The sequence below is a fragment of the Bradyrhizobium sp. HKCCYLRH3073 genome, from assembly GCF_051167995.1.
Taxonomy (GTDB): domain Bacteria; phylum Pseudomonadota; class Alphaproteobacteria; order Rhizobiales; family Xanthobacteraceae; genus Bradyrhizobium.
Window position 1 is genome coordinate 549439 of sequence record NZ_JBNPUD010000001.1, and the last position, 20814, is coordinate 570252.

The 20814-nt window shown below is 66.5% G+C and carries 21 protein-coding genes; 6 read left to right on the forward strand and 15 right to left on the reverse strand.

Annotation, left to right across the window (positions count from 1 at the left end):
• Window positions 1–266: 266 nt before the first annotated feature.
• The 7 genes from ACQR1X_RS02540 to ACQR1X_RS02570 all read right to left on the reverse strand — a co-directional run bounded on the left by ACQR1X_RS02540 (window position 267) and on the right by ACQR1X_RS02570 (window position 9174).
• Window positions 267–1502 carry a class I SAM-dependent RNA methyltransferase gene (locus ACQR1X_RS02540; RefSeq protein ID WP_434898258.1) on the reverse strand — a complete coding sequence of 412 codons (1236 nt, stop codon included), beginning with the start codon at window positions 1500–1502 and terminating at the stop codon, window positions 267–269.
• Window positions 1495–2232, reverse strand: coding sequence for a TlyA family RNA methyltransferase (locus ACQR1X_RS02545; protein WP_315802320.1), 738 nt, complete (start codon window positions 2230–2232; stop codon window positions 1495–1497). Before ACQR1X_RS02545 ends, ACQR1X_RS02540 begins: the two co-directional genes overlap by 8 nt.
• Before the next feature lie 398 nt (window positions 2233–2630).
• Complete coding sequence (locus ACQR1X_RS02550) at window positions 2631–3188, reverse strand: nucleoside 2-deoxyribosyltransferase (protein WP_315802321.1); 558 nt, start codon at window positions 3186–3188, stop codon at window positions 2631–2633.
• Between the two features lie 30 nt (window positions 3189–3218).
• Entirely contained in the window at window positions 3219–5144 is a 1926-nt protein-coding gene (dxs, locus tag ACQR1X_RS02555; protein ID WP_434898259.1) for a 1-deoxy-D-xylulose-5-phosphate synthase, read from the reverse strand.
• A 960-nt stretch (window positions 5145–6104) separates the two neighbouring features.
• Window positions 6105–6356: an exodeoxyribonuclease VII small subunit gene (locus ACQR1X_RS02560; protein ID WP_315802323.1), complete on the reverse strand. Its 252-nt coding sequence runs from the start codon at window positions 6354–6356 to the stop codon at window positions 6105–6107.
• A 100-nt stretch (window positions 6357–6456) separates the two neighbouring features.
• Complete coding sequence (locus tag ACQR1X_RS02565) at window positions 6457–7386, reverse strand: histone deacetylase family protein (protein ID WP_315802324.1); 930 nt, start codon at window positions 7384–7386, stop codon at window positions 6457–6459.
• A 111-nt stretch (window positions 7387–7497) separates the two neighbouring features.
• A complete protein-coding gene (locus tag ACQR1X_RS02570; RefSeq protein WP_434886935.1) occupies window positions 7498–9174 on the reverse strand; it encodes a bifunctional metallophosphatase/5'-nucleotidase in 1677 nt (558 codons plus the stop codon).
• A gap of 106 nt (window positions 9175–9280) precedes the next feature.
• Here ACQR1X_RS02570 and bla point away from each other — a divergent pair, with 106 nt between their 5' ends.
• The gene (gene bla, locus ACQR1X_RS02575) at window positions 9281–10168 is read left to right on the forward strand and encodes a subclass B3 metallo-beta-lactamase (protein ID WP_316218409.1); all 888 of its coding nucleotides are present in this window, start codon (window positions 9281–9283) and stop codon (window positions 10166–10168) included.
• Here bla and solA read toward each other — a convergent pair whose 3' ends face one another.
• Both solA and ACQR1X_RS02585 read right to left on the reverse strand, forming a co-directional pair.
• Entirely contained in the window at window positions 10169–11362 is a 1194-nt protein-coding gene (gene solA / locus ACQR1X_RS02580) for an N-methyl-L-tryptophan oxidase (RefSeq protein WP_434898260.1), read from the reverse strand.
• Between the two features lie 21 nt (window positions 11363–11383).
• A complete protein-coding gene (locus ACQR1X_RS02585; protein WP_434898261.1) occupies window positions 11384–12148 on the reverse strand; it encodes an enoyl-CoA hydratase-related protein in 765 nt (254 codons plus the stop codon).
• A gap of 250 nt (window positions 12149–12398) precedes the next feature.
• Here ACQR1X_RS02585 and ACQR1X_RS02590 point away from each other — a divergent pair, with 250 nt between their 5' ends.
• The gene (locus ACQR1X_RS02590) at window positions 12399–13214 is read left to right on the forward strand and encodes a hypothetical protein (RefSeq protein ID WP_434898262.1); all 816 of its coding nucleotides are present in this window, start codon (window positions 12399–12401) and stop codon (window positions 13212–13214) included.
• A 29-nt stretch (window positions 13215–13243) separates the two neighbouring features.
• Here ACQR1X_RS02590 and ACQR1X_RS02595 read toward each other — a convergent pair whose 3' ends face one another.
• From ACQR1X_RS02595 to ACQR1X_RS02605, 3 genes are all read right to left on the reverse strand, one after another.
• Window positions 13244–13528 carry a hypothetical protein gene (locus tag ACQR1X_RS02595; RefSeq protein WP_315802330.1) on the reverse strand — a complete coding sequence of 95 codons (285 nt, stop codon included), beginning with the start codon at window positions 13526–13528 and terminating at the stop codon, window positions 13244–13246.
• A gap of 242 nt (window positions 13529–13770) precedes the next feature.
• On the reverse strand, window positions 13771–14139 hold the full coding sequence (locus ACQR1X_RS02600) for a hypothetical protein (protein ID WP_315802331.1): 369 nt from the start codon (window positions 14137–14139) through the stop codon (window positions 13771–13773).
• A gap of 1 nt (window position 14140) precedes the next feature.
• Window positions 14141–14518, reverse strand: coding sequence for a hypothetical protein (locus tag ACQR1X_RS02605; protein WP_434898263.1), 378 nt, complete (start codon window positions 14516–14518; stop codon window positions 14141–14143).
• Window positions 14519–15030: 512 nt separating this feature from the next.
• Between ACQR1X_RS02605 and ACQR1X_RS02610 the strand changes: the two genes are divergently transcribed.
• Both ACQR1X_RS02610 and ACQR1X_RS02615 read left to right on the forward strand, forming a co-directional pair.
• Entirely contained in the window at window positions 15031–16296 is a 1266-nt protein-coding gene (locus tag ACQR1X_RS02610) for a DUF892 family protein (RefSeq protein ID WP_316218412.1), read from the forward strand.
• A 284-nt stretch (window positions 16297–16580) separates the two neighbouring features.
• The gene (locus tag ACQR1X_RS02615; protein ID WP_315800429.1) at window positions 16581–17735 is read left to right on the forward strand and encodes an IS4 family transposase; all 1155 of its coding nucleotides are present in this window, start codon (window positions 16581–16583) and stop codon (window positions 17733–17735) included.
• Between the two features lie 129 nt (window positions 17736–17864).
• Here ACQR1X_RS02615 and ACQR1X_RS02620 read toward each other — a convergent pair whose 3' ends face one another.
• Together ACQR1X_RS02620 and ACQR1X_RS02625 are read right to left on the reverse strand one after the other, a co-directional pair.
• Window positions 17865–18122 (reverse strand): hypothetical protein, encoded by a 258-nt coding sequence (locus tag ACQR1X_RS02620; RefSeq protein WP_315802542.1) that lies wholly within the window; start codon window positions 18120–18122, stop codon window positions 17865–17867.
• 193 nt (window positions 18123–18315) lie between these two features.
• Window positions 18316–18519, reverse strand: a complete 204-nt coding sequence (locus ACQR1X_RS02625; protein WP_315802334.1) for a hypothetical protein — start codon at window positions 18517–18519, stop codon at window positions 18316–18318.
• Between ACQR1X_RS02625 and ACQR1X_RS02630 the strand changes: the two genes are divergently transcribed.
• Complete coding sequence (locus tag ACQR1X_RS02630) at window positions 18509–18808, forward strand: hypothetical protein (RefSeq protein WP_316178380.1); 300 nt, start codon at window positions 18509–18511, stop codon at window positions 18806–18808. The two genes, ACQR1X_RS02625 and ACQR1X_RS02630, sit on opposite strands and share 11 nt — an antisense overlap.
• 78 nt (window positions 18809–18886) lie before the next feature.
• The gene (locus ACQR1X_RS02635; protein ID WP_434898264.1) at window positions 18887–19579 is read left to right on the forward strand and encodes a phytanoyl-CoA dioxygenase family protein; all 693 of its coding nucleotides are present in this window, start codon (window positions 18887–18889) and stop codon (window positions 19577–19579) included.
• 125 nt (window positions 19580–19704) lie between these two features.
• Here ACQR1X_RS02635 and ACQR1X_RS02640 read toward each other — a convergent pair whose 3' ends face one another.
• Window positions 19705–19998: an HdeA/HdeB family chaperone gene (locus ACQR1X_RS02640; RefSeq protein ID WP_315802337.1), complete on the reverse strand. Its 294-nt coding sequence runs from the start codon at window positions 19996–19998 to the stop codon at window positions 19705–19707.
• Between the last annotated feature and the right edge of the window lie 816 nt (window positions 19999–20814).

Consider the following 20814-nt stretch of genomic DNA (forward strand, 5'->3'; position numbering starts at 1 on the left):
CCCCGCTTGCGGGGCCGCGACGAGCTTCGCTCGCGCTGAGAGGTCGGATTGCATCGAAGATGCAATCCGGGTGAGGGGGACAGGTCTATCCACGCACACACCCGGTGCGTTTGCCCCTGCTGACACTTCCCGTGCGGCTGCCTCTCACCCCAACCCTCTCAGCGCGAGCGAAGCTCGTCGCGCCCCCGTAAGAACGGGGAGAGGGTGCGCACCGTTCGTGCCGAGCAAGCTCTGCGCTCAACTAATAGGCATCCCGCATCACCGCCTCACCGCACCAGCCGCGCCACCAACTCCACATGCGGCGTGTGGCGGAACTGGTCGACGGGGACGACCGTCTCGAGCTTGTAGCCGCCGTCGATCAGCATGCGGACGTCGCGGGCGAAGGTGGTGACGTTGCAGGACACCGCGACGATCACCGGCGCCTTGCTGGCCGCGAGCTGCCTGGCCTGGGCCTGCGCGCCCTGGCGCGGCGGGTCGAACACGACGGCATCGATGTCGCGCAATTCCGGCGGCATCAGCGGGCGGCGGAACAGGTCGCGCGCCTCGGCCTTGATCGGCTTGAGGCCGGGCGTCCCGGCCGCCTTCTGCAGCGCCGCGATCGCGCCGGCATCATTGTCCATGGCGGTGACGCGCGCCCGCGTGGCGAGCCGCAGCGCGAACGGGCCGACGCCGCAGAACAGGTCGGCGACGTGCCTGGCCTTGCCGGTCCGCTCCATCACGAGCTGCGCCAGCGTCTCCTCGCCTTGCACGGTGGCCTGCAGAAACGAGCCGGGCGGCAGCGTCACCTGCGCCGTGCCCATCGTGACAACTGGCGCATTGCGCATCAGCACCAGCTCGCCGTGGCGCGTCAGCCGCGCCAGCCGGTGCTGTTCGGCGAGGCGGGACAGGGCCGCGATGCGCGGCGGCGGCAGCGGGCCGGAGCCGCGGATGTCGATGTCGAGGCCGTTGCTGGTCGCGGTCGCCTGGATGTCGAGCGGCTTGCCGGTCGGCTTCAGCGCCTCAGCCAGGGCCCATGCGGCTTCCAGCGCACCGTCCAGAGCAGGATCGAGCATCGGGCAGCGGTCGATCGGCACGATATCGTGGCTGTTCGCGGCCGAGAATCCGACCCTGAGAACGTCGTGCGTGCCCATCCGGGCGTGGAAGGTGGCGCGGCGCCGGCCGGCGCCGTGGGCATCGATCAGATCGGCCACGTCGCAGTCGACCTTGGCGGCCCGTAGCGTCTCGACGATGATGTTGCGCTTCCATTGCTGATAGGGCCCGGACATCCAGTGCTGGATGGCGCAGCCGCCGCACACGCCGAAATGCGCGCAGAACGGCGCGATCCGCTCGGGACTCGCCGTCTCCACCGCGAGCAGCTTGCGGCGATCGGGATGGCCGGGCACGACGGCCGTCTCCACGGTCTCGCCGGCCAGCGTGTAGGGCACGTACAGCGCCTCGCCCGATGACAGCGACACGCCATCGCCGCGATGGCCGACCTGGTCGATGACGAGACGTTCAACCATGGCGGCGCGCTCCCAGGAAGAATTCGGCGTTGCCGTCGCCGCCCTTGATCGATGACGGAAAGATCGCGATTTCGCTGCAGCCGAGCGAGGCGGCGAAGGCGGCGATGTCATCGCACACGGCTTGATGGACGGCTGCATCCTTGATGATGCCGCCCTTGCCGTGCTTTCCCTGCGCCTCGAATTGCGGCTTGATCAGCGCCAGCAGGCTCATCGGCGAGGCGGCGAGCGATAGCGCGGCCGGCAGCACCGCCTTGAGCGAGATGAAGCTGCAGTCGATCACGACGATGTCGGGGCGCTGCGCCAGCCGCTTGCCGTCGTAGCTGCGGATGTCGGTCTGCTCCATCGAGATGATCTTCGGGTGATTGCGCAATGACGGGTGCAACTGGTCGCGGCCGACGTCGACCGCGAACACGAGCGCCGCGCCATTCGCCAGCAGCACCTCGGTGAAGCCGCCGGTGGAGGCGCCGACATCGAGGCAGACATGGTCCTCGACCTCGATGCCGTAATGCTCCAGCGCCGCCGCCAGCTTGACGCCGCCACGCGACACCCAGGGATGCGCCGGCTCGGCCTGCAGGACGGCGTCGGCGGGAATGCTCTCCGAGGCTTTGCCGACCTGCTTGTCGTTGGCGAACACGAGCCCCGCCTCGATCGCCGCCTGCGCCCGCGCGCGGCTCTCGAACAGGCCGCGTTCGACGAGGAGGATGTCAGCGCGTTTGCGGGCAGGGGTCATGGGCGGTTTGATGAATGGTCATGAGTTGTGGAGTGGTCATGAGTTGTGGAGGTCGCGCAACCATTCCGGTGTCGTCCCGGGCAAGCACTGGCGCGCATCGCGCGTCGGTGCGCCGACCCGGGACCCATAACCACAGGACGTAGTTTGTAGGAAGATGGCAACTACGTGTCTGCCCAACACACCGTCCTGTGGTTATGGGTCCCGGCTTTCGCAGGGACGACATGGGAGTTCGTGTCATCGATCGTGCCACCACGCGAGACTCGTAGGGTGGGCAAAGGCGCGTGCACCGGTGTTTCCGCAAGCTCGTATCGCAATTGACGCGCCGTGCCCACCATCTCGATTGCAGAGCGTGGATGGACGGTGGGCACGCTGCACCTGGCGGCGCCGCTTTGCCCACCCTACGAGACCGTGGCCAGCCGCTCCGCCGCTAGCTTCACGCACAGCTCGAACGCCGAGAGATCGTTCCAGACATTCGCCGGCCGCTCGCGCGGCAGCACCAGTGGATGGCCGCGCAGCTCGAGCGCGTGGATCATCATGAGATTGTCGGGCAGGCCGAAATCCTCGACCGTCAGGCCTTCGCCATCGACCAGGCGGCCGTCCTGCTCCGTCACCGCCGTGAAGCGCCGGGCTCGATCGGCGTAGATGGCCGGGTCGTTGCAGTAGCCGAGACACAGCTTGCCGGATCCGGCCATGTAGCCGAACTCATAGACCGTGCCGGCATCGGCGCCGGGGCCGCGGAACGGCGTGAGATTGGCGATGATGGCATCGGCGTCGTCCATCATCGCCTCGTTGCCATGGAAGATCTGGCGCGAGGCGTCGGAGGAGGCGAGGTCGATGCTGTTGTCGAGGGGGTAGAGGCCGATCAGGCCGTGGCGGTCGCAGATCGCGGCCTTCCGCCGGCCGATTTCAATGGCATCCGGCAGGAACACGTCGGGACCTGCCAGATAGATCTTCATGGCTCACCACTGCGGGACGCAAGCCCGCCCTCAGGCGAGCTTGACCGACTCGGTCGCGTAGTCCTTGCCGAGCGCCTCGAACACCTTGCGGACGATGCCCTTGGCGTCCAGCCCGGCGCGGGCGTACATCGCCGCCGGCGTGTCGTGGTCCTGGAACTCGTCGGGCAGCACCATCGAACGCATCTTCAGGCCGCCGTCCAGCATGCCCTGGTCGGACAGATACTGCATCACGTGCGAGCCGAAGCCGCCGATCGAGCCTTCCTCGATCGTGATCAGGATGTCGTGCTCGCGGGCGAGCTTTATCACCAGCTCCTCGTCGAGCGGCTTCATGAAGCGCGCATCGGCGATCGAGGCGGACAGGCCATGGGCGGCGAGCTCGTCGGCCGCCTTCTCGCACTCGGCCAACCGGGTGCCGAACGAGAGCAGAGCGACCTGCTTGCCCTGGCGGATCATGCGGCCCTTGCCGATCGGCAAGGGAACGCCAACCTCGGGCATTTCCACGCCGCGGCCTTCGCCGCGCGGATAGCGCACCGAGCTCGGCCGGTCGTTGATCGCGACCTGGGTCGCCACCATGTGTACCAGCTCGGCCTCGTCGGAGGCCGCCATGATCACCATGTTCGGCAGGCAGCCGAGATAGGCGTTGTCGAACGAGCCGGCATGGGTGGCGCCGTCGGCGCCGACCAGGCCGGCGCGGTCGATCGCGAAGCGCACCGGCAGGCTCTGGATGCAGACGTCGTGGACGATCTGGTCGTAGCCGCGCTGCAGGAAGGTCGAGTAGATCGCGCAGAACGGCTTGTAGCCTTCCGCCGCGAGGCCGGCGGCGAAGGTCACCGCATGCTGCTCGGCGATGCCGACGTCGAAGGTGCGCTTCGGGAACGCCTTGGCGAAGATGTCGATGCCGGTGCCCGAGGGCATCGCGGCCGTGATGCCGACGATCTTGTCGTCCTTCTCGGCTTCCTTGACCAGGCTCTGGCCGAACACGTTCTGATAGGCCGGCGCGTTCGGCTTGGCCTTGGCCTGGGTGCCGGTGGCGATGTCGAACTTGGCCACCGCGTGATATTTGTCGGCCGCCGCTTCCGCGGGCGAGTAGCCCTTGCCCTTCTGGGTCACGACGTGGACCAGGATCGGGCCGGCCTCCATGTCGCGGACGTTCTTCAGCACGGGGAGCAGATGGTCGAGGTTGTGGCCGTCGATCGGGCCGACGTAGTAGAAGCCGAGCTCCTCGAACAGCGTGCCGCCGTCCATCATGAAGCCGCGCGAATATTCCTCGACGCGGCTGGCGCGGTTGGCAATCACCTTGGGCAGATGCTGGCCGAGCTGCTTGGCGGCATCGCGCAGGGTACGGTAGGTCTTGCCCGAGTAGAGGCGGGACAGATAGGCCGACATCGCGCCGACCGGCGGCGCGATCGACATGTCGTTGTCGTTGAGGATCACGATAAGGCGGGAGTTCATCGCGCCGGCATTGTTCATCGCCTCATAGGCCATGCCGGCGGACATCGCACCGTCGCCGATCACGGCGATCACGTTGTTCTTGCCGCCCGACAGGTCGCGCGCCACGGCCATGCCGAGGCCGGCGGAAATCGAGGTCGACGAGTGCGCAGCGCCAAACGGATCGTAGTCGCTCTCGGCGCGCTTGGTAAACCCGGACAGGCCGCCGCCGGTGCGCAAGGTGCGGATGCGGTCGCGGCGTCCGGTCAGGATCTTGTGCGGATAGGCCTGGTGGCCGACGTCCCAGATCAGGCGGTCGCGCGGGGTGTCGAATACGTAATGGATGGCCGTGGTCAGCTCGACCACGCCGAGACCCGCGCCGAAATGGCCGCCGGTCACCGAGACCGCGTCGATGGTCTCCTGGCGCAATTCGTCGGCGACCTGCCGGACCTGCTCGACCTTCAGCCGGCGCAGATCTTCCGGGGTCTTGATGGTGTCGAGAAGCGGCGTCTTACTAAATGTGGTCACGGTGACATTCCAATTTTGCAGGTCGGGTTCAAGGGCCGACATCTGAGAGGTTCATCGTAACGGGCGGCGAAACCTGAGGTCTTGAAGGTCACATCCGCGCGGATCGAAGCCGCAGTCCGAAGACTAGCCGGGTTTGGGATCGATCTATGTGATGTAAGTCACTCTTGGTGGCCTTGCCGTCCTCGTTAGTCGCCCAAGATCGCCAAGTCGTTCAGCCAAGTGAGTTTTGCTAGCTCTTGCAAGCGCTTAGATTCCTCTCTCTGGAGAGGATGGACACTTCCAAAAACCCGCAGTTGCGAGAAGCTTTACACCAAAGTGCGTCTTAAAGCCAACCCGGCGGGCGTTGGCAAGCCCGCAAACGGTACCTTTGCGCCACGTCTCAACCGCGGCGGCGTGCCGGAGGTTCCAGTGCGCTGCTCAAATCGACGGCAGCCAGCGCTCCGCAATAGACCGGGGACGCGAGCTCGGTCCAGGCTTTTTCCCGCGGCACAGAATCCGCCGATGCGGCGATTGCGCGCGCCGCGGCGCGGTGAGCCATGCGTTCGCGTAAGGGGATCGGTCCGCGGACGATCATGAAGAAGTCGCCGGCGTGCGGCCTTTCGTGGGCCGTCACGAAGCGGACGCGGAAGGCCTATGAGCGCAGCACGTTGTCATGATCGGGCCCGGACGCTTGCAGCCGTGGACCGGCGCGCTCATGGGATCGGGGACGCCATGGTCGAACTGCCAGGATCCAATCGTGTCGCATGGTAAACGAAGCACGTAGCGGCGGCTCTCGATCGGTGAACGCGGGGCAGAGACTTCGCCAGGGGGCGCTTGGCGGCCAAGCCCGTCGACAATGCAGCTGCTCCGATGTGCGGCCGAATTGCACGATTGAGAGGCGCTCCGACCGCGCGTGAAAGTCGCGCCGGACGGCAGCGAAATAAATCCGGACTGTTGCCCGGAGAGGCCCGCCGCAAGCCGCTATTGCACGTCGAGCGGTACGGTTCCCGCCGCATGGCCGCTGGCGTCGGTCGTGATCTTCTCGACCCGGGCCTCGGCCTGGCGCAGCAGTTCCTCGCAGCGCCGCTTCAGCGCCTCGCCGCGCTCATAGATCGTCACCGACTCCTCGAGCGGCACCTTGCCGTCCTCGAGCCGCTTCACGATCGTTTCCAGCTCCTCGATCGCGCGCTCGAACGACAGCTTCTTGACGTCGGTTACGGTGTTGTCCGCCATGCGGGTTCCCTGCAGCTCACTCAACTCCGGGGCCGTGCTTTTACACCCCGCTCGCGGCCCTGTCAGGCCCTGCCGGGGTGGATCGGCCGGAACCTGGGGATTACGCCCCGGTCAGCGCCGCGACGTGGGCCGCGACGGATTCCTTAAGCCCCTGAAGGTCATAGCCGCCCTCCAGGACCGAAACGACGCGGCCGCCGGCGGTCTTGTCAGCCAGATCCATCAGCTTGCGGGTGACCCAGCCGAAATCCTCGGCCCGCAGGTTGAGCGACGCCAGCGGATCGCGATAGTGGGCGTCGAAGCCGGCCGAGATGATCACGAGCTCCGGGCTGAACTTAGTGAGCTGCGGCAGGATCAGGTTCTCGAAGGCGGAGCGGAACTCGAGGCTGCCGTCCTCGGAGGCCAGCGGCGCGTTGACGATGGTGTCGTGCTCGCCGCGCTCGCCGCGGGCGCCGGTGCCCGGGAACAGCGGCATCTGGTGGGTCGAGCAGTACATCACGCTCTTGTCGGCCCAGAAGATGTCCTGGGTGCCGTTGCCATGGTGGACGTCGAAATCGACGATGGCGGCGCGCGCGATGCCGAAGGTGCGTTGGGCGTAGCGCGCGGCGATCGCGACATTGTCGAAGAAGCAGAAGCCCATCGGCTTGGCGATCTCGGCATGGTGCCCGGGCGGGCGCACCGCGACGAAGGCGTTGCGGTGGCGGCCGGACATCACCGACTCGGTCGCCGCGACCGCGCCGCCGACGCCGCGCATCACCGCTTCCCAGGTGCCCGGCGACATCGAGGTATCGCCGTCGAGATAGATGATCCCCGAGGTCGGGGCCATATGGCGCAGCTCGGTGACGTAGTGCTCGTTGTGGCAGAGCAGGGCGAGCTCGATGTCCGCCTCCGGGGCCTCGTCGCGATCGAGCAGGGCGAAGCGCTCCTCGGTCAGCGCCTCCTCGACGGCGCGCAGCCGGTCGGCGCGCTCGGGGTGGCCGGACGGCGTGGCGTGATCGAGGCAGGCTTCATGAGAGAGATACAGCGTCGACATTAGGGCTCTGCCACTCGCGCGTTGCGGGAGTGCCCAATCTATGCGCTGAACGCAGCCTCGGAAAGAGCCCCGCGGGCGATATGACCGGCTTTCCGCCCAGCGTGCGGGGCGTCACGAGGCCTTGTTGACGATGCGGCCGCGCGGCGGCGGCGCCAGCGGGCCGTTGGCCTTGAGATAGGCGAACAGCGCCTCGTCGTCATAGGGGCCGGTGATCGGATCGCGGCCGCTCTTGAACGCGGTGAAGCCGTCGCCGCCGAGCGCGAGGTAGTTGTTGATGGTGACCCGGTAGGACGCGGCGGGATCGATGGCCTTGCCGTCGAGCATCATGCTGGCGGCATCGATCCGCGCGCCCGCGGATTGTTTGGCGTCGAAGGCATAGGAGAAGCCGCTGGAGACCTGCAGGATGCGCGGCCGCGCCGGGTCGAGCCATTGCTGCTCCAGCGCGGCCTTGATCTCGGCGCCGGTCAGGGTGACCGTCATCAGCTGGTTGCGAAACGGCTGGCTCGCGAACACGTCGGCATAGGTCACGGCGCCGTCGTCGCGGCGGACGAGATCGGTGCGGATGCCGCCGGGATTGGTCATCGCGATCACCGCGGCGCCCTTGTCGGCCGCCCGCGTCGCCGCGAGCTGGGCATCGGCGACGACGTCGCCCAGCACGCTCTCGCCGGACGCATCGGGCATCCGCGACAGCGTTGCGCTGAGCACGCCGGCGGGCCGGTTGGCGTAGGGCGCGGCGAGCTTCTCATAGGCGTCGATCAGCGCGGTCTGTGCCGGATCCTTCGGCAGCGTGGTGTCGACGACGATGTTGGTGGCGGTCGCGCTGATCACGTCGCGCGTGGTGCGGTCGAGCTTGACGTCGATCGCGGTCACCAGCGTGCCGAACTTGTCGCCCGAGGTGACGAGCCGCTTGTCGATGGTGCAGACATAGGCCTGGTGGGTGTGGCCGGAGATCACGATGTCGACCGCGCTGTCGAGGTCCTTGACGATGTCGACGATCGGCCCCGACAGCCCGGGACATTCGTTCATGCCGCCGGACGGCCAGCCGCCCTCGTGGATCAGCACGACGATCGCCTGCACGCCCTTGGCCTTCAATTCCGGGATCAGCGCGTTGACGCTCTCGGCCTCGTTGCGGAAGTCGAGGCCGGCCGCGCTCGCCGGCGAGATGATGCCCGCGGTCCCCTTCAACGTCAGCCCGATGAAGGCGACCGGGATGTCCTCGAAGGTGCGGATCTCGTAGGGCGGAAACACCGTCTTGTCGGTGCCGGCGAGGAACGTCGACGCCGCGAGATAATGGAATTTGGCGCCGGTGAACGGCTGCGGCCCGCGGCAGCCGTCGGTCGGATGACAGCCGCCGTTCTGCATCCGCAGCAGCTCGGCCTTGCCTTCGTCGAACTCGTGGTTGCCGACCGCCGACAGCGCGAGCCCCATCTGCGACATCGATTCGATGGTCGGCTCGTCGTGGAACATCGCCGACAGGAACGGGCTCGCGCCGATCAGGTCGCCGGCGGCGACGAAGATCGTGTTGGGCTGGCCGTCGGCGAGCAGCTTGACGAGGCTCGCCATGTGCTCGGCGCCGCCGGCTGGAACCACGGTGGTCTTGGTCGGGTCGGCGGGATCGGCGACGCGGATGCCGGAGGAGGGCGGCTTCAGATTGCCGTGGAAGTCGTTGATGGCGAGGATGCGCAACGCCACCGGCTCGTCCTCGGCCGAGGCGGGCGGGCCGGCGATGCTTGCAACGGCGGCGCCGGTCAGCAGGCAGGCAAGCGCAAAGCGGGACAGACGGCTCATGGCAGGGTCACGTGTGGTGCAGGTCCGACGGACGAAGCGCGATTGCCCCGCCGCGGTCGCAATGACATAAAAAGATTGCATAACAACAATACATCGGGAGGCCGGAATGAAAAGAATGATGCTGCTCGCGGCGACATTGTCGCTGGCCGCCGGCTCCGCTGCAGCGCAATCGCTGCCGGACCTGATGAAGCAGATGGTCGCGGCGTGGAATAAGCCGACCGAGCCGTTCAAGGTGATCGACAACGTCTACTACGTCGGCACCAACGGGCTGGCCTCCTACCTGATCACGACACCGCAGGGCCATATCCTGATCGATACCGTGATGCCGGAATCGACCGCGCAGATCGAGGCCAGCATCGGCAAGCTCGGCTTCAAGGTCGCCGACATCAAGTACATCCTCAACACCCACGCCCATATCGACCATACCGGCGGGCTCGCGCAGATCAAGCAGGAGACCGGGGCGCAGATGGTGGCGGGCGCCAAGGACGTGCCGCTGCTCGAAGGCGGCTTCTATCCGGGCCGCGAGGAGGAGCGCTATCTCGGCTTCCCGCCGGTCAAGGTCGACCGCGCCGTGCGCGAGGGCGACACCGTCACGCTCGGCGGCGTGACGTTGACGGCGCACGAGACGCCGGGCCATTCGCCGGGCTGCACCAGCTGGACGACCGACGTGAAGGACGGCGACGCCACCCGCAGCCTGATCTTCTTCTGCAGCGCCACCGTGGCGTTGAACCGGCTGGTCGGCCGTCCCACCTATCCGGGCATCGTCGACGACTACAAGAAGACCTTCGCCTGGGCCAAGACGGCGCATCCCGACATCCTGCTGGCGCCCCATCCGGAGATGTACGACATGGCCGGCAAGCGGGCGAAGATCGCGGAAGGCGCGGCCAACCCGTTCGTCAAGCCGGGCGAGTTCAATGCCTATCTCGACAAGCTGGAGACGCAGTTCAACGAGGGGCTGGCCAAGCAGACGGCGGCGCTGCAGTCCGGCAAGTAGTCAGGCCGGATCGGCGGCGGCCAGCCGGTCCAGCGTGAAGCCGGAGAGATCGACCCTCGGTGTCTCGCCCCGGGCCATCGCGGCGAGCGCCTCGCCGACCGCCGGCGAATGCTTGAAGCCATGGCCGGAGCAGGCCGAGGCGTAGATCACGTCCGCATCGCCGGGATCGCGGTCGATGATAAAGCGGCCGCCCGGCGCGTTGGTATAGAGGCAGACCTCGCTGCGCAGGCAGCGCGGGCCGAGATCCGGCACGAAGGGGCGGACATAGGTCTCATAGGTCGCGGCGATTTCGTCCGGCGTGACCTCGCGCGCGACGTCGTCCGGATCGGTCTCGCCGGTCAGCACTTCGTTGGCGATCTTGACGCCATTGTCAGGCGAGCCCAGCCACGGAAAGCCGTAGATGTCGGAGGCCGCGCGGTCGCGGCCGGTGACGTCCCAGATGAAGACCGGCGCATCCGGACCGAAGCGCTCCGGATGGGACAGCACCTCGAACCAGTACAGCACCTGGCGGGTGACATTGACGCGGCGGCGCAGCGGCGCGATCAGCTCGGTGATCCACGGCCCGGTGGTGACGATCAATGTGTCCGCCGAGGCCGTCGCGCCGTCGTCCAGGGTCACGACGAGGGCGCCCGCGGCACGGCGAAACGCCGCCACGCGCCGGCCGGTCACGAGCTCCGCGCCATGGCGCGCGGCCACCGCAAGCTCGGCGCGCACGCAGTCCTCGACCATGAGATAGCCGCCCTCGCGATCGAGGAAGGCGCGGTCGTTCGCCGCGGTGGCAAACGCCGGAAAGGCGGCGCGCAACTGCTCTGACGACAGCGTCTCGCCGTCGACGCCGTGCAGCCGCGCCGCGGTTTCGATGTTGGCGAAGAACTGCGCGCTGCTGACGCCGTGGACCTCGCCGCCATCCTGGCTCGGGATGAACAGGCAGCCGCATTGTTCGAACAGCCGTGCGCCGGTCTCGCGCTCCAGCTCCCGCCACAGCACGTGCGAGCGCTGCGCCAGCGGCGTGTAGTCGACGCCTTCGCCGATCGCCGTGCGGGTGATGCGGGTCTCCCCATGGGTCGAGCCGAATTTGTGCGGCGGCTGGAAGCGGTCGATGCCGAGCACGCGCTTGCCCGCCTTGGCGAGATGCAGCAATGCGGCGCTGCCGACGGCGCCGCAGCCGATCACGATGACATCAAACTGCGCCATGCGCGCCCGCCGCGGCTCCGCTCATTTCTTCTTCTTGCGCGACAGGAACGCCTTGAACGCGCCGACCGCCTCCTCGGAGGTCATGCGCTCGGCGAACAGATAGGCCTCCTGGTCGATGCGGCGGGTCAGCTCGTCCGGCGCGGTGCGGATCAGTCTGCGCCCGATCGCGACCGCCTCGGCCGGCAGCCGGCAGATGTCGCGCGCCACCTTGTGCGCCTCGACCTCGGTATGGCCCGGCGCCACCACCGTATTGACGAAGCCCGCGATCTGCGCATCCTCCGCGGTCATGGTGCGCCCCATGACCAGCATCGCGAACGCGCGCTGATAGCCCATGGTCTGCGGCATCAGCAGGCTCGAGGCGCCCTCCGGCACCAGGCCGAGATGGATGAAGGGCGTCGAGAACGTCGCCGTGGTCGACGCCAGCACGTAGTCGCAATGGAACAGCATCGTCGTGCCGATGCCGATCGCGACGCCGTCGACCGCGGCGATGATCGGCTTGACGTTGTGCGCCAGCGAATACAGGAACTTGGTCGCCGCCGACGTGCGCGCGGCGTCGCTGCCGGCATTGCCGGCATGCAGGAAATCCTCCAGATCATTGCCGGCCGTGAACACGCCGGAGCCGCCGGTGATGATGATGCATCGCACCAGCGGGTTGTTCTGCGCGGTGTCGATTGCATCGCTGATGCCGAGATACATGGCCTGGGTGATCGCGTTCTTCTTCTCCGGACGCCGGAGCTTGATCGTCCGCGTCTCGCCCTCGTCGGTGACGATCAGATGGTCGGTCATGGGCCCCTCATGCGTGTGCGCCGGCCGCTGCGCTGCCGCCGGTCATTTGTCCAGTCCTGCATCTCGCCGCAGCCTACATCATCCGCTGGTCGCGCCAAGGGCTGAAGCGTCATTGGTCGCGGAGCGAATGCGGGCGTGATCGCAGGCGAGCGCTCGCCGTGATTCTCGCCGTGGTTTACGACTGGTTTGCAACGGCATCGGCGTCCGCTATCGTCCCGCGCAAAACTGCGATCCTCTGCAAGGCAATTCGATGACCAAGCCCTTTTCAGTACTGCTGTCGCTGCTGCTGCTCTGTCACGCCTTCCCGGGGATCGCTGAGGCTGCCGTCACCGACCGCGCGCTGCTGTCGCTGTTCTGCGCGCCCGGCGCGATCGCGGGCACCACCTGCAAGCGCGCCAGATCGTATCCCGACTCCGAGGGGCGCCGCTGTGACGTCACCCTGAAGCCGGAGCGGCAGCAGGGACGTTTCCTGGCCTCCAGCGATCCGCTGCTGGTCGTGAGCTATGGCAGCGGCTGCGAGCCGCATGCGACCGATTTCGGCGGCGCGGTCGTGTTCGAGCAGGTCGGCGGCGCTTACAAATTTCGCGGCTTCCAGCCGGGCATGCAGGTGAATGAATGCGTCATCTCCACCACCAGGAACGAAGCGCAGGACGTGCTCGTCTGCCTGACCGGGCATATGGGGCAGGGGGTGGTCGAGACGGGCGTGGCGCGCGTCGGCTTCGCCAATGCCAGCGGCGGGCCCATCGAGATGTCCTATGATTTTCTGCTGCAGGCCGAGGACACGACGGGAGCCTACCTGACCAACATCGTTACCTGTTCGGAGCAGCTCAAATATTTCGATCTGTCGAAGCTCGCGGCCGGGCCGAGCCCCGGAACGGTCGTTGCGGACGTGAGCTACGCCGACCGCGAGACGATCGAGACAGCCTGTGGCAAAGGCTTTCCGAAGCCGAAGGATGCGGAAGACATGCGCGAGCCCGCGGCGGGCGAGGGCTCGGTGCCGCAGGGTTACGCCAAGACCGGCAGCGTTGTCATCGACATCGCGAGCCGCGCGGCCAGGCTGCGCTGAGGACCGACGGCGACGCCAAGCGCACCGTCTCACGCGGCGATGCGGCCGCCGCTGAGCGTTCCCCGGGCGGTGTAGGTCTGCAGCCCCGTGCTCGGCGGCGCTGTGGAGACCGTCACCCCGGTTGTGCCGTCCGAATAGGTGGTCGTGGTGATGATCTCGCCGGCGACCGTGATCGAGACCTTGCTGATCACGATCCTGCTCGCCGTCGGGACGCCGGCCGTGCTGACCGCGGAGCGCGATCCCGTTCGCGCCAGGGCGGTCGCCGCCGGGGCTGCTGACGTCGTGGTGACGGAGCCGATGGCATTGATGGGCATGGCTCGCCTCGCTCGGATGTGAGGCCGATGCGGGCTGCGGATCCGGTGCTGACGTCCGCACCCTGCGACGGGACTGTCGTCGCCTTTGGCCTCGTGCGTGAGGTCCGCCGCGAGGCTCGCGCCGCCGGGTTAACAATGTCTCAACGCGCCTCGCGGCGTTTGGGCGCGCCGCAGGGCCCGCGGGCGTCGGGCTGCCCCGTCGTGGCGCGACCGGCCGCACGCGATCGATCCGCCTCTGCCGCCTATTTGGCGCCGTCGGACCGGGGGACGGGCGCTGCGCGCGAGGCAGCGGCTGGAGCCTGCTGGCGGACGGCCTCGCGCCGCAAGGCCTGCTCCAGCACCACCAGCCGCGTCGCCATGCGCGTCAGTTCGTCATGGACCGAGCCCTGAACGCCCTGCACGGCGTGCTGCACCTCGCGCAGTGCGTCACGCTGGGTCTCGGCCTTGAGCACCCTGAACTCGGCCTCGATCGAGGTCAGGCGCTGGTTCACCGCCCGGATCGCCTCGGCGATCTCCTTCTGGCCGTCCTGCAGCGCGCGCACGTGATCGACCAGCCGCAGATGATCGGTCAGCTCCTCGACCGTCTTGCCGATGTTGCTGCGGCCCCACATCCTACTTCACCGACCTCAGCAGGTTCCTGATCGTCGCCAGATGATCCTCCGGCGATCCGAGTCGCGCCGAGATCGCGCTCATCAGATCCTTGCGCAGCTCCGACAACTCGTCCTCCGGCACGATCCGCTCGGCTGGCTCATCATAGGGCATCCGCCGCGGCTCGACCTCGACGGGGCGTGGCGCGACGTCGAAATAAGGCGGCCGCTCGTAGACCGGGATGTGCGGCGCCTGACGCGATGAGGTGATGCGTGCCAGACCTGGAAATCGCGGCGGCGGCGTCCGCTGGGGACGTTCGATCTGGTCGATCAGCGCCGCCAGCGCGACATCCATGTTGCTGTCGTCAGGCTCCTCTTCGACGACGTAGGAGGGCTTCCGCACTGTCGCCCCATTCGCGGGCGATGATAGCGTAAACGACGATGCGTGGTCGCGGAGTCGCTCGATGACCCGGCGGACTCGCTCGCCGAGACCTGGCTTCTCCCTGGCCGGTGTTCGCATCAACATGTCACTCTCCAGCGGAACAGCTTAGGCGAGCAGGGAAAACCTTAGCAAGAGGCCATCGTTCAGCTGCCAACAGGATGTCGCGCAGTAGCCGGCGCCGGCGGCGCATGCGCTGACCCCCGGCAGGTTCCTCTTGCGGATCCCTGGCACGAACGCGCGAAGCGCCGATGACGCCGGCAACCCAGGTGTGAAGTGCGTTTCGGCGTGCATATGGACCTGGCCGGCGGGGGAGCTGGTTTGACGCGGCCCCCCGACCCTTCGTGCCGTGGCCGGTCTGCCGGGCCGCGCGGCCGGCAGGAACGCGTAAGGCCATCAGTCGGAGGTAAGGAACAACCGTGATGCCCGGCCGTTCGGACCTTGCTTGCCGTCCCCGCAAACGTCCGAGGCCTTCCATGTATCACCACGTCAAGAAGCTGATGTTCACCGTCCGTGTCGACGAGCCCGATCCGCGCTTCGGCAACATGCTGCTGGAGCAGTTCGGCGGCGCCAATGGCGAGCTCGCCGCCGCCATGCAGTACTCGATCCAGGGCCTCAATTGCGAGGACCCCGATCGCAAGGACCTGTTGATGGACATCGGCACCGAGGAGCTGAGCCATCTCGAGGTCGTCGGCACGCTCGCCCGCATGCATCTCAAGCCCGCCAAGTTCGACCGCGAGGCGGCCGAGGCCGATCCGCTGATCGCGATCGCCGGCGGTGGCGGCGTCAACCTGTTCAACTCGCAGGGCAGTGCCTGGACCGCGGACTATCTCAAGATCACCGGCGAGCTCGACGTCGACCTGCGCAGCAACATCGCCGCCGAAGCCCGCGCCAAGATCGTCTATGAGCGGCTGATCAATTTCACCGACGATGCCGGCACGAAGGACGCGCTGCAGTTCCTGATGACGCGCGAGATCACCCACATGAAGGCGTTCGCGCTGGCGTTGGAGAGCATGAACAAGCCGGCCTTCAGCATCGGCCGCATCGCGCCGACGCCGGGCCTGGTCGATCAGTTCTTCAACGATTCCACCGGCACCGGCGACCACGGCGAGATCGACACCCGCGGCCCCTGGAACGAGGGCGGCGACTGGGTGTTCACGGAATCGCCGGCGATCCAGGCCGACAACGGCGCGGCCAATGCGATCGTCACCGAGAGCTCGCCGCCGGCCGACGAGGCCGGCCTCGGCGATCTCCTGATCGAGGAGCTGCGCGACATCCTCCACGCTGAGAAGCAGCTCACCAAGGCGCTGCCGAAGATGGCGGAGGCCGCGCGCTTCGATCAGCTCCGCGAACTGTTCGAGCAGCATCTGGCCGAGACCGAGGCGCAGATCGAGCGCATCAACGAATGCTTCGAGCTGCTCGGCAAGACGCCGCGGGCAAAACCCTGCAAGGGCATGATGGGCCTGGTCGAGGAAGGCCAGGAGATCATCGCGCAAGGCGAGGACAAGGAGGATGCCGCCGCCGATCTGGCGCTGATCGGCGCCGCGCAGCGTGTCGAACATTACGAGATGTCCGGCTACACCACCGCGCGCAACCTCGCCCAGCAGCTCCGCCACAGCGCCGTCGTCGCGCTGCTGTCGAAGTCGCTGGCCGAGGAGGAGAACGCTGATCAGCTCCTCAACCAGGTCGCCCGCTCGCTGATGTCGGTCGCCAAGATGCCGGCGGCGATCGAGCAGGCGTGATTGGGAGTAGGGCGGATGAGCAAGCGTCATCCGCCGTTTTCCCGCGAAGATGGCGGGTTACGTCTTCGGCTAACCCGCCCTATTTTCTACGCAGCGGCCGACCTCCCTGGAGGCAAGGCTCGCGTCGAACATCGCAGCTATGTGCTCGTCTCCCTCCACGTCGTCATGGCCGGGCTTGTCCCACGGCTGTCCGGTTCAGACAGACTGGACATGGTGCATGGCGTGGATTCTTCTGCGGTCTTGAGCATCGCCAAATGTTCGAGACACACCAGGAAGGTCCCGCCATGCCGCATCAGAATACAGTATTCCGAGACATTCTGAAGTTGGTCCCCTGGCATCGCTTCGAGGCGCTTGTGGACGAGCATGGCACGGACGCGCGGATTCGACGGCTTTCCACCAAAGACCAATTTGTGGCGCTGCTGTACGGTCAGCTTTCGGGGGCTTCCAGTCTGCGTGAGATTGTCACCGGGCTGTCGAGCCACACCGCGCGGCTTTATCACCTGGGTGGGGGCCCTGTCCGCCGCTCGACTTTCGCGGACGCCAATATGAATCGGCCTGCGGAGATGTTTGCCGCCCTGTTGGCCATCATGATGAAGCAGGCCCATCGCCGGTTACGCCGCAAGCTTGCCGAGACGACGTATTTGATTGATTCGACCAGCGTACGGCTGACAGAAGCCAGCGCTGGCTGGGCACGGTTCTCTACCGGTGTCTGCGGTGCCAAGGTGCATGTGATCTATGATGCCGACGCCGACCGGCCGATTTATGCGGCAATCAGCGGAGCCAACGTCAACGACAATACTGCAGCGCATCAGATGCCCATCGAGCCGGGAGCAACCTACGTCTTCGATCTCGGCTATTATGAATATGCTTGGTGGGCTCAACTGGACGCCGCCGGTTGTCGAATCGTGACCCGGTTCAAATCCAATACGCCGCTGCGGGTCGTGGAGGAGTTGCCTGTCATCGCGGATGGCAACATCCTCTCCGACCGCATCGGCTTCCTTCCACAACGCCAAGCCTACAGCCGCCGCAATCCAATGCAGACTGCGGTGCGCGAAGTGCGCGTCACCTTGGAAACGGGAAAGATCCTGCGCATCCTGTCGAACGACCTCGATGCCAGCGCTCAAGAGATCGCCGACCTCTATCGTCGCCGCTGGGCCATCGAGTTGTTCTTTCGTTGGGTCAAGCAGACCCTCAAGATCACCAGGTTCCTCGGGACTTCTGAGAACGCCGTTCGTATCCAGATCGCCGTTGCCCTGATCGCCTTCCTCTTGCTTCGCCTCGCGCAAGACCTTCAGAAGGCAATCCAAAGCCCCTTGGTCTTTGCCAGATTGGTCCGCACCAACCTCATGCATCGCCGCCCCATCGATCAATTGCTCACGGGGCCACCCCAACTTGCCAAAAACCCACAACAGTTGAGCCTCGCAATATGCGGAAGCTGAACCGGACAGCCGTGGGCTTGTCCCGGCCATCCACGTCATACCGCGCGCTGAGAACCGCGTGGATGCCCGGGACAAGCCCGGGCATGACGGAGTAACCAACGCTGCGATCGCTTGCCGCAGCGGCTCGACTTATTCTGCGGACGTCCGCCACCGCTCCGCGCGCCGGGCATGCACCGGCGTCAGGCAGCGCCGGGCACGGTTGATCTGCGCGTCGGTGGCGCCGCGGCTGCGCGCATACATCTCGGCGACCTCGGCCGTGTACTTCTCGACGTAGTAACGGACATCTGAGCACGACATCCGCGTCTCCGCACCTGACTCGCCCGCCGCCTGAAGCTCCGATCCCATCGCCAGGATCAGCAGCCCCCCAGCCATCACGCCCCGCAACATCGACATCCCCCCTGATTGCCTTGTTTGCTAACAGCAGTGAATCGTGCCGGCGGCGCAAATTAACAATCGCCCGATCGCGAAATCTGACGCGCAGTGTTGCTTGGCGGCGTCACCGCAGTGTCACGGCCGACTGCCGATACGCCACGGTTCCGCGCGGGAACTGTTAGTCAGGCCATCGCGGATGCACGACGGCTCACACCGTCATGCTCTGGCTTGACGTGCCGGTGCCGCCGCTCGTGCCGTTTCCGGAAGCGCCTTGTGCATTGTAGCCTTGCGCATTGTAACCCTCCGCGCCCTTGCTGCTGCTGTCCGATGCGGCTGCGGTCTTGGTCACCTCGGTCGATCCGTCGGAATAGGTGATGGTTGTCGTGGTGACGCCATCGAGCGTGATCGACACCTCGCTGACCACTGCCTTGCTCGAAGACGAGCCACCGCTGCGGGAGGAACTTTGCGATGCGCCGTCGGCCGGGCTCGTGGCCGATGACGAGGCCGTGGCGGTCGTCGACGAAGTTGCTGTGGTGGACGATGGGGCGGTGGTGGCCTGGGCCGAGACCGTGGAGAGAGGAGAACTGACGGAGCTGATCGACATGGGACTCTCGCGTGAAGAGGGACCAACCGCGCGAGCCGCGCGGTTTGCTTCTTCAACGCAACGAGAGCGCGGAGCTGGCGCGACGAGTTGCGTCTGATGGTGTCCGTGCCCCGCTGCGCTGTCGCCGAACTGGCGATTGCCAAACGCCTTGGGTGCGCTCTAATCTCACGCGCGTATGACCGTCGAGTTCTCCTCTCTCCAGAAGTCCCGCTTTGCTGACGCCGGTGCGGTGCATTTGCCGGCGTCGCTCGATGCGTCGGCGTTGCGCGGACTTGTCGCGGCCTTGTCCGGCCACGCACCAGCGCAGGCCGGCACGCGTCTGCACGGCGTGGCAGCGTTGACACCCTTTCTCGCCAATGACGGTCCGGTCGGCCGCGCCGCCGCCGCCGTTCTTGGGGACGCGACGCGCCCGGTTCGCGCCGTTTATTTCGATAAGACTGCGCAGGCCAACTGGGCGGTGCCCTGGCATCAGGACCGCACCATCGTGGTCCGTGACCGCATCGAGGTCGCAGGCTTCGGCCCCTGGACGATCAAAGGCGGCCTGCAGCACGTCGCGCCGCCTTATGAGGTGCTCGCGCGAATGGTCACCCTGCGCGTCCATCTCGACGCCGTCCCTGACGGCAACGCGCCGCTCCTGATCGCCCCCGGCTCGCACCGCCTCGGTCGCATCCCGGAAGCCGATGTGCCCGTCGTCGTCGCGCGCTGTGGCACCGCCGTGTGCCGCGCCGAGCCGGGCGACATCTGGCTGTATGCGACACCGATCCTGCACGCGTCGGAGCCGTCCGTGCAGCCCGGACATCGTCGCGTGCTGCAGGTCGACTTTACGGCGGACGAGTCGCCGGGTGGGCTGATCTGGTTGGGCGTATGAGCCGTCCCGACGGAGCAGGGGCATAAGCGCAGCGTCATCCGCCGTTCGAGGAGCGGCGAGACGGCGGATTACGCTGTCGCTAACCCGCCCTACGCCGCCTGCTTCAGCAATTCGTCGATGGCCTGTTACTTGCCGAGAATCTTCTCCGCGGCCGTCACAATGCTGACCGAGGGATGCTCGGCGCAATAGGTGCCGAACTTCTTGGCGTTGGCGACGAACTCCTCGGTGTCGAACAGCGCTTCGTCCTGGTCGCCCTTGTACCAGCCGTCCAGCCAGATCAGCACCATCTTGATGGTGTCGTCGCCGCTTTCGACGAACTGCTTGCAGCTCATGGTCGAGAGATCGAGCACGACGGCGGAGGCCGGAGCAGGGGACAGCAGAACGGCCGCGGTGAACAGAGGAGCGACGAGCGATTTCATGGGGCGTCTCCAAACGGATATGATGAAAACAATGAACTATGCAGAGCGTTACCAATCCCTTCGCAGACCGAGCTGAAAGACGTGGTCCCGGTCGCGGCGAGCGGCAGTGGTAGCACTGGCCGGAGCGCGCTCAGAAGTCAAGGATGCGGCGGTTGGGTGCGGCGATCCGATGCGCCCGTCGGGCAACTCACCTCGATCCGAAGCCGTGGTGTCAATGGATTCCGAAAAACATAAATCGCTTGGCGGCTTCCCCAAATCAGCATTATGGTCCGCGCATCCCGTTGCACGGTAGGGGACGGTTCGCGGTCGTCACGGACGTTTGCAGCGGGATGCGGTGGACGCGGGCGGGCGGCGTGCTGATAGCACGGACGAACGTCAGGCTCGCGGACGGTGAAGGCGTGTGGTTCTGATACTCCGATGCTAGTATCCAGCGCGATGCGCGAGAGCGCGTCGTCGCGACATGGTGGCCAGAAAGCCCGGTGCACCAGGAAGAGCGCGCTATAGCCCGTTAAAACCATCGCGCGGGGAAGGCCGGGTCTGTCCGGCTGTACCTGTGGTGACTGCCGCCTGCTTTTTTTCTGCAGGCGGGCCACGGGCCTCAGCCGAGGTCCGGCCTTCCTCGCGCCCTCCATCTGGAGAGGGCGGGACTTCTGGGCATCACTCGGGCGCGGCAGGCGTCGCGAGACCGCGAATGCTCATCTCATCACGATCTCATCTGATGCGGCATTTTGTATGGCAGTGTGGATCGGGACTGTGCGCCTGGCGTCATTGCGAGCGCAGCGAAGCAATCCAGAGTCCTTGCTCGACCCTGGATCG

What these genes read in the sequence shown, in the direction of transcription:
- ACQR1X_RS02635 (WP_434898264.1), top strand. Translation starts at nt 18,887, where the DNA reads ATGACCGTCGAGTTCTCCTCTCTCCAGAAGTCCCGCTTTGCTGACGCC.
- ACQR1X_RS02585 (WP_434898261.1), bottom strand. Translation starts at nt 12,148, where the DNA reads ATGACCGACCATCTGATCGTCACCGACGAGGGCGAGACGCGGACGATC.
- ACQR1X_RS02620 (WP_315802542.1), bottom strand. Translation starts at nt 18,122, where the DNA reads ATGTTGCGGGGCGTGATGGCTGGGGGGCTGCTGATCCTGGCGATGGGA.
- ACQR1X_RS02565 (WP_315802324.1), bottom strand. Translation starts at nt 7,386, where the DNA reads ATGTCGACGCTGTATCTCTCTCATGAAGCCTGCCTCGATCACGCCACG.
- ACQR1X_RS02560 (WP_315802323.1), bottom strand. Translation starts at nt 6,356, where the DNA reads ATGGCGGACAACACCGTAACCGACGTCAAGAAGCTGTCGTTCGAGCGC.
- ACQR1X_RS02595 (WP_315802330.1), bottom strand. Translation starts at nt 13,528, where the DNA reads ATGCCCATCAATGCCATCGGCTCCGTCACCACGACGTCAGCAGCCCCG.
- ACQR1X_RS02550 (WP_315802321.1), bottom strand. Translation starts at nt 3,188, where the DNA reads ATGAAGATCTATCTGGCAGGTCCCGACGTGTTCCTGCCGGATGCCATT.
- ACQR1X_RS02610 (WP_316218412.1), top strand. Translation starts at nt 15,031, where the DNA reads ATGTATCACCACGTCAAGAAGCTGATGTTCACCGTCCGTGTCGACGAG.
- ACQR1X_RS02545 (WP_315802320.1), bottom strand. Translation starts at nt 2,232, where the DNA reads ATGACCCCTGCCCGCAAACGCGCTGACATCCTCCTCGTCGAACGCGGC.
- solA (WP_434898260.1), bottom strand. Translation starts at nt 11,362, where the DNA reads ATGGCGCAGTTTGATGTCATCGTGATCGGCTGCGGCGCCGTCGGCAGC.
- ACQR1X_RS02590 (WP_434898262.1), top strand. Translation starts at nt 12,399, where the DNA reads ATGACCAAGCCCTTTTCAGTACTGCTGTCGCTGCTGCTGCTCTGTCAC.
- ACQR1X_RS02600 (WP_315802331.1), bottom strand. Translation starts at nt 14,139, where the DNA reads ATGTGGGGCCGCAGCAACATCGGCAAGACGGTCGAGGAGCTGACCGAT.
- ACQR1X_RS02570 (WP_434886935.1), bottom strand. Translation starts at nt 9,174, where the DNA reads ATGAGCCGTCTGTCCCGCTTTGCGCTTGCCTGCCTGCTGACCGGCGCC.
- bla (WP_316218409.1), top strand. Translation starts at nt 9,281, where the DNA reads ATGAAAAGAATGATGCTGCTCGCGGCGACATTGTCGCTGGCCGCCGGC.
- ACQR1X_RS02640 (WP_315802337.1), bottom strand. Translation starts at nt 19,998, where the DNA reads ATGAAATCGCTCGTCGCTCCTCTGTTCACCGCGGCCGTTCTGCTGTCC.
- ACQR1X_RS02615 (WP_315800429.1), top strand. Translation starts at nt 16,581, where the DNA reads ATGCCGCATCAGAATACAGTATTCCGAGACATTCTGAAGTTGGTCCCC.
- ACQR1X_RS02540 (WP_434898258.1), bottom strand. Translation starts at nt 1,502, where the DNA reads ATGGTTGAACGTCTCGTCATCGACCAGGTCGGCCATCGCGGCGATGGC.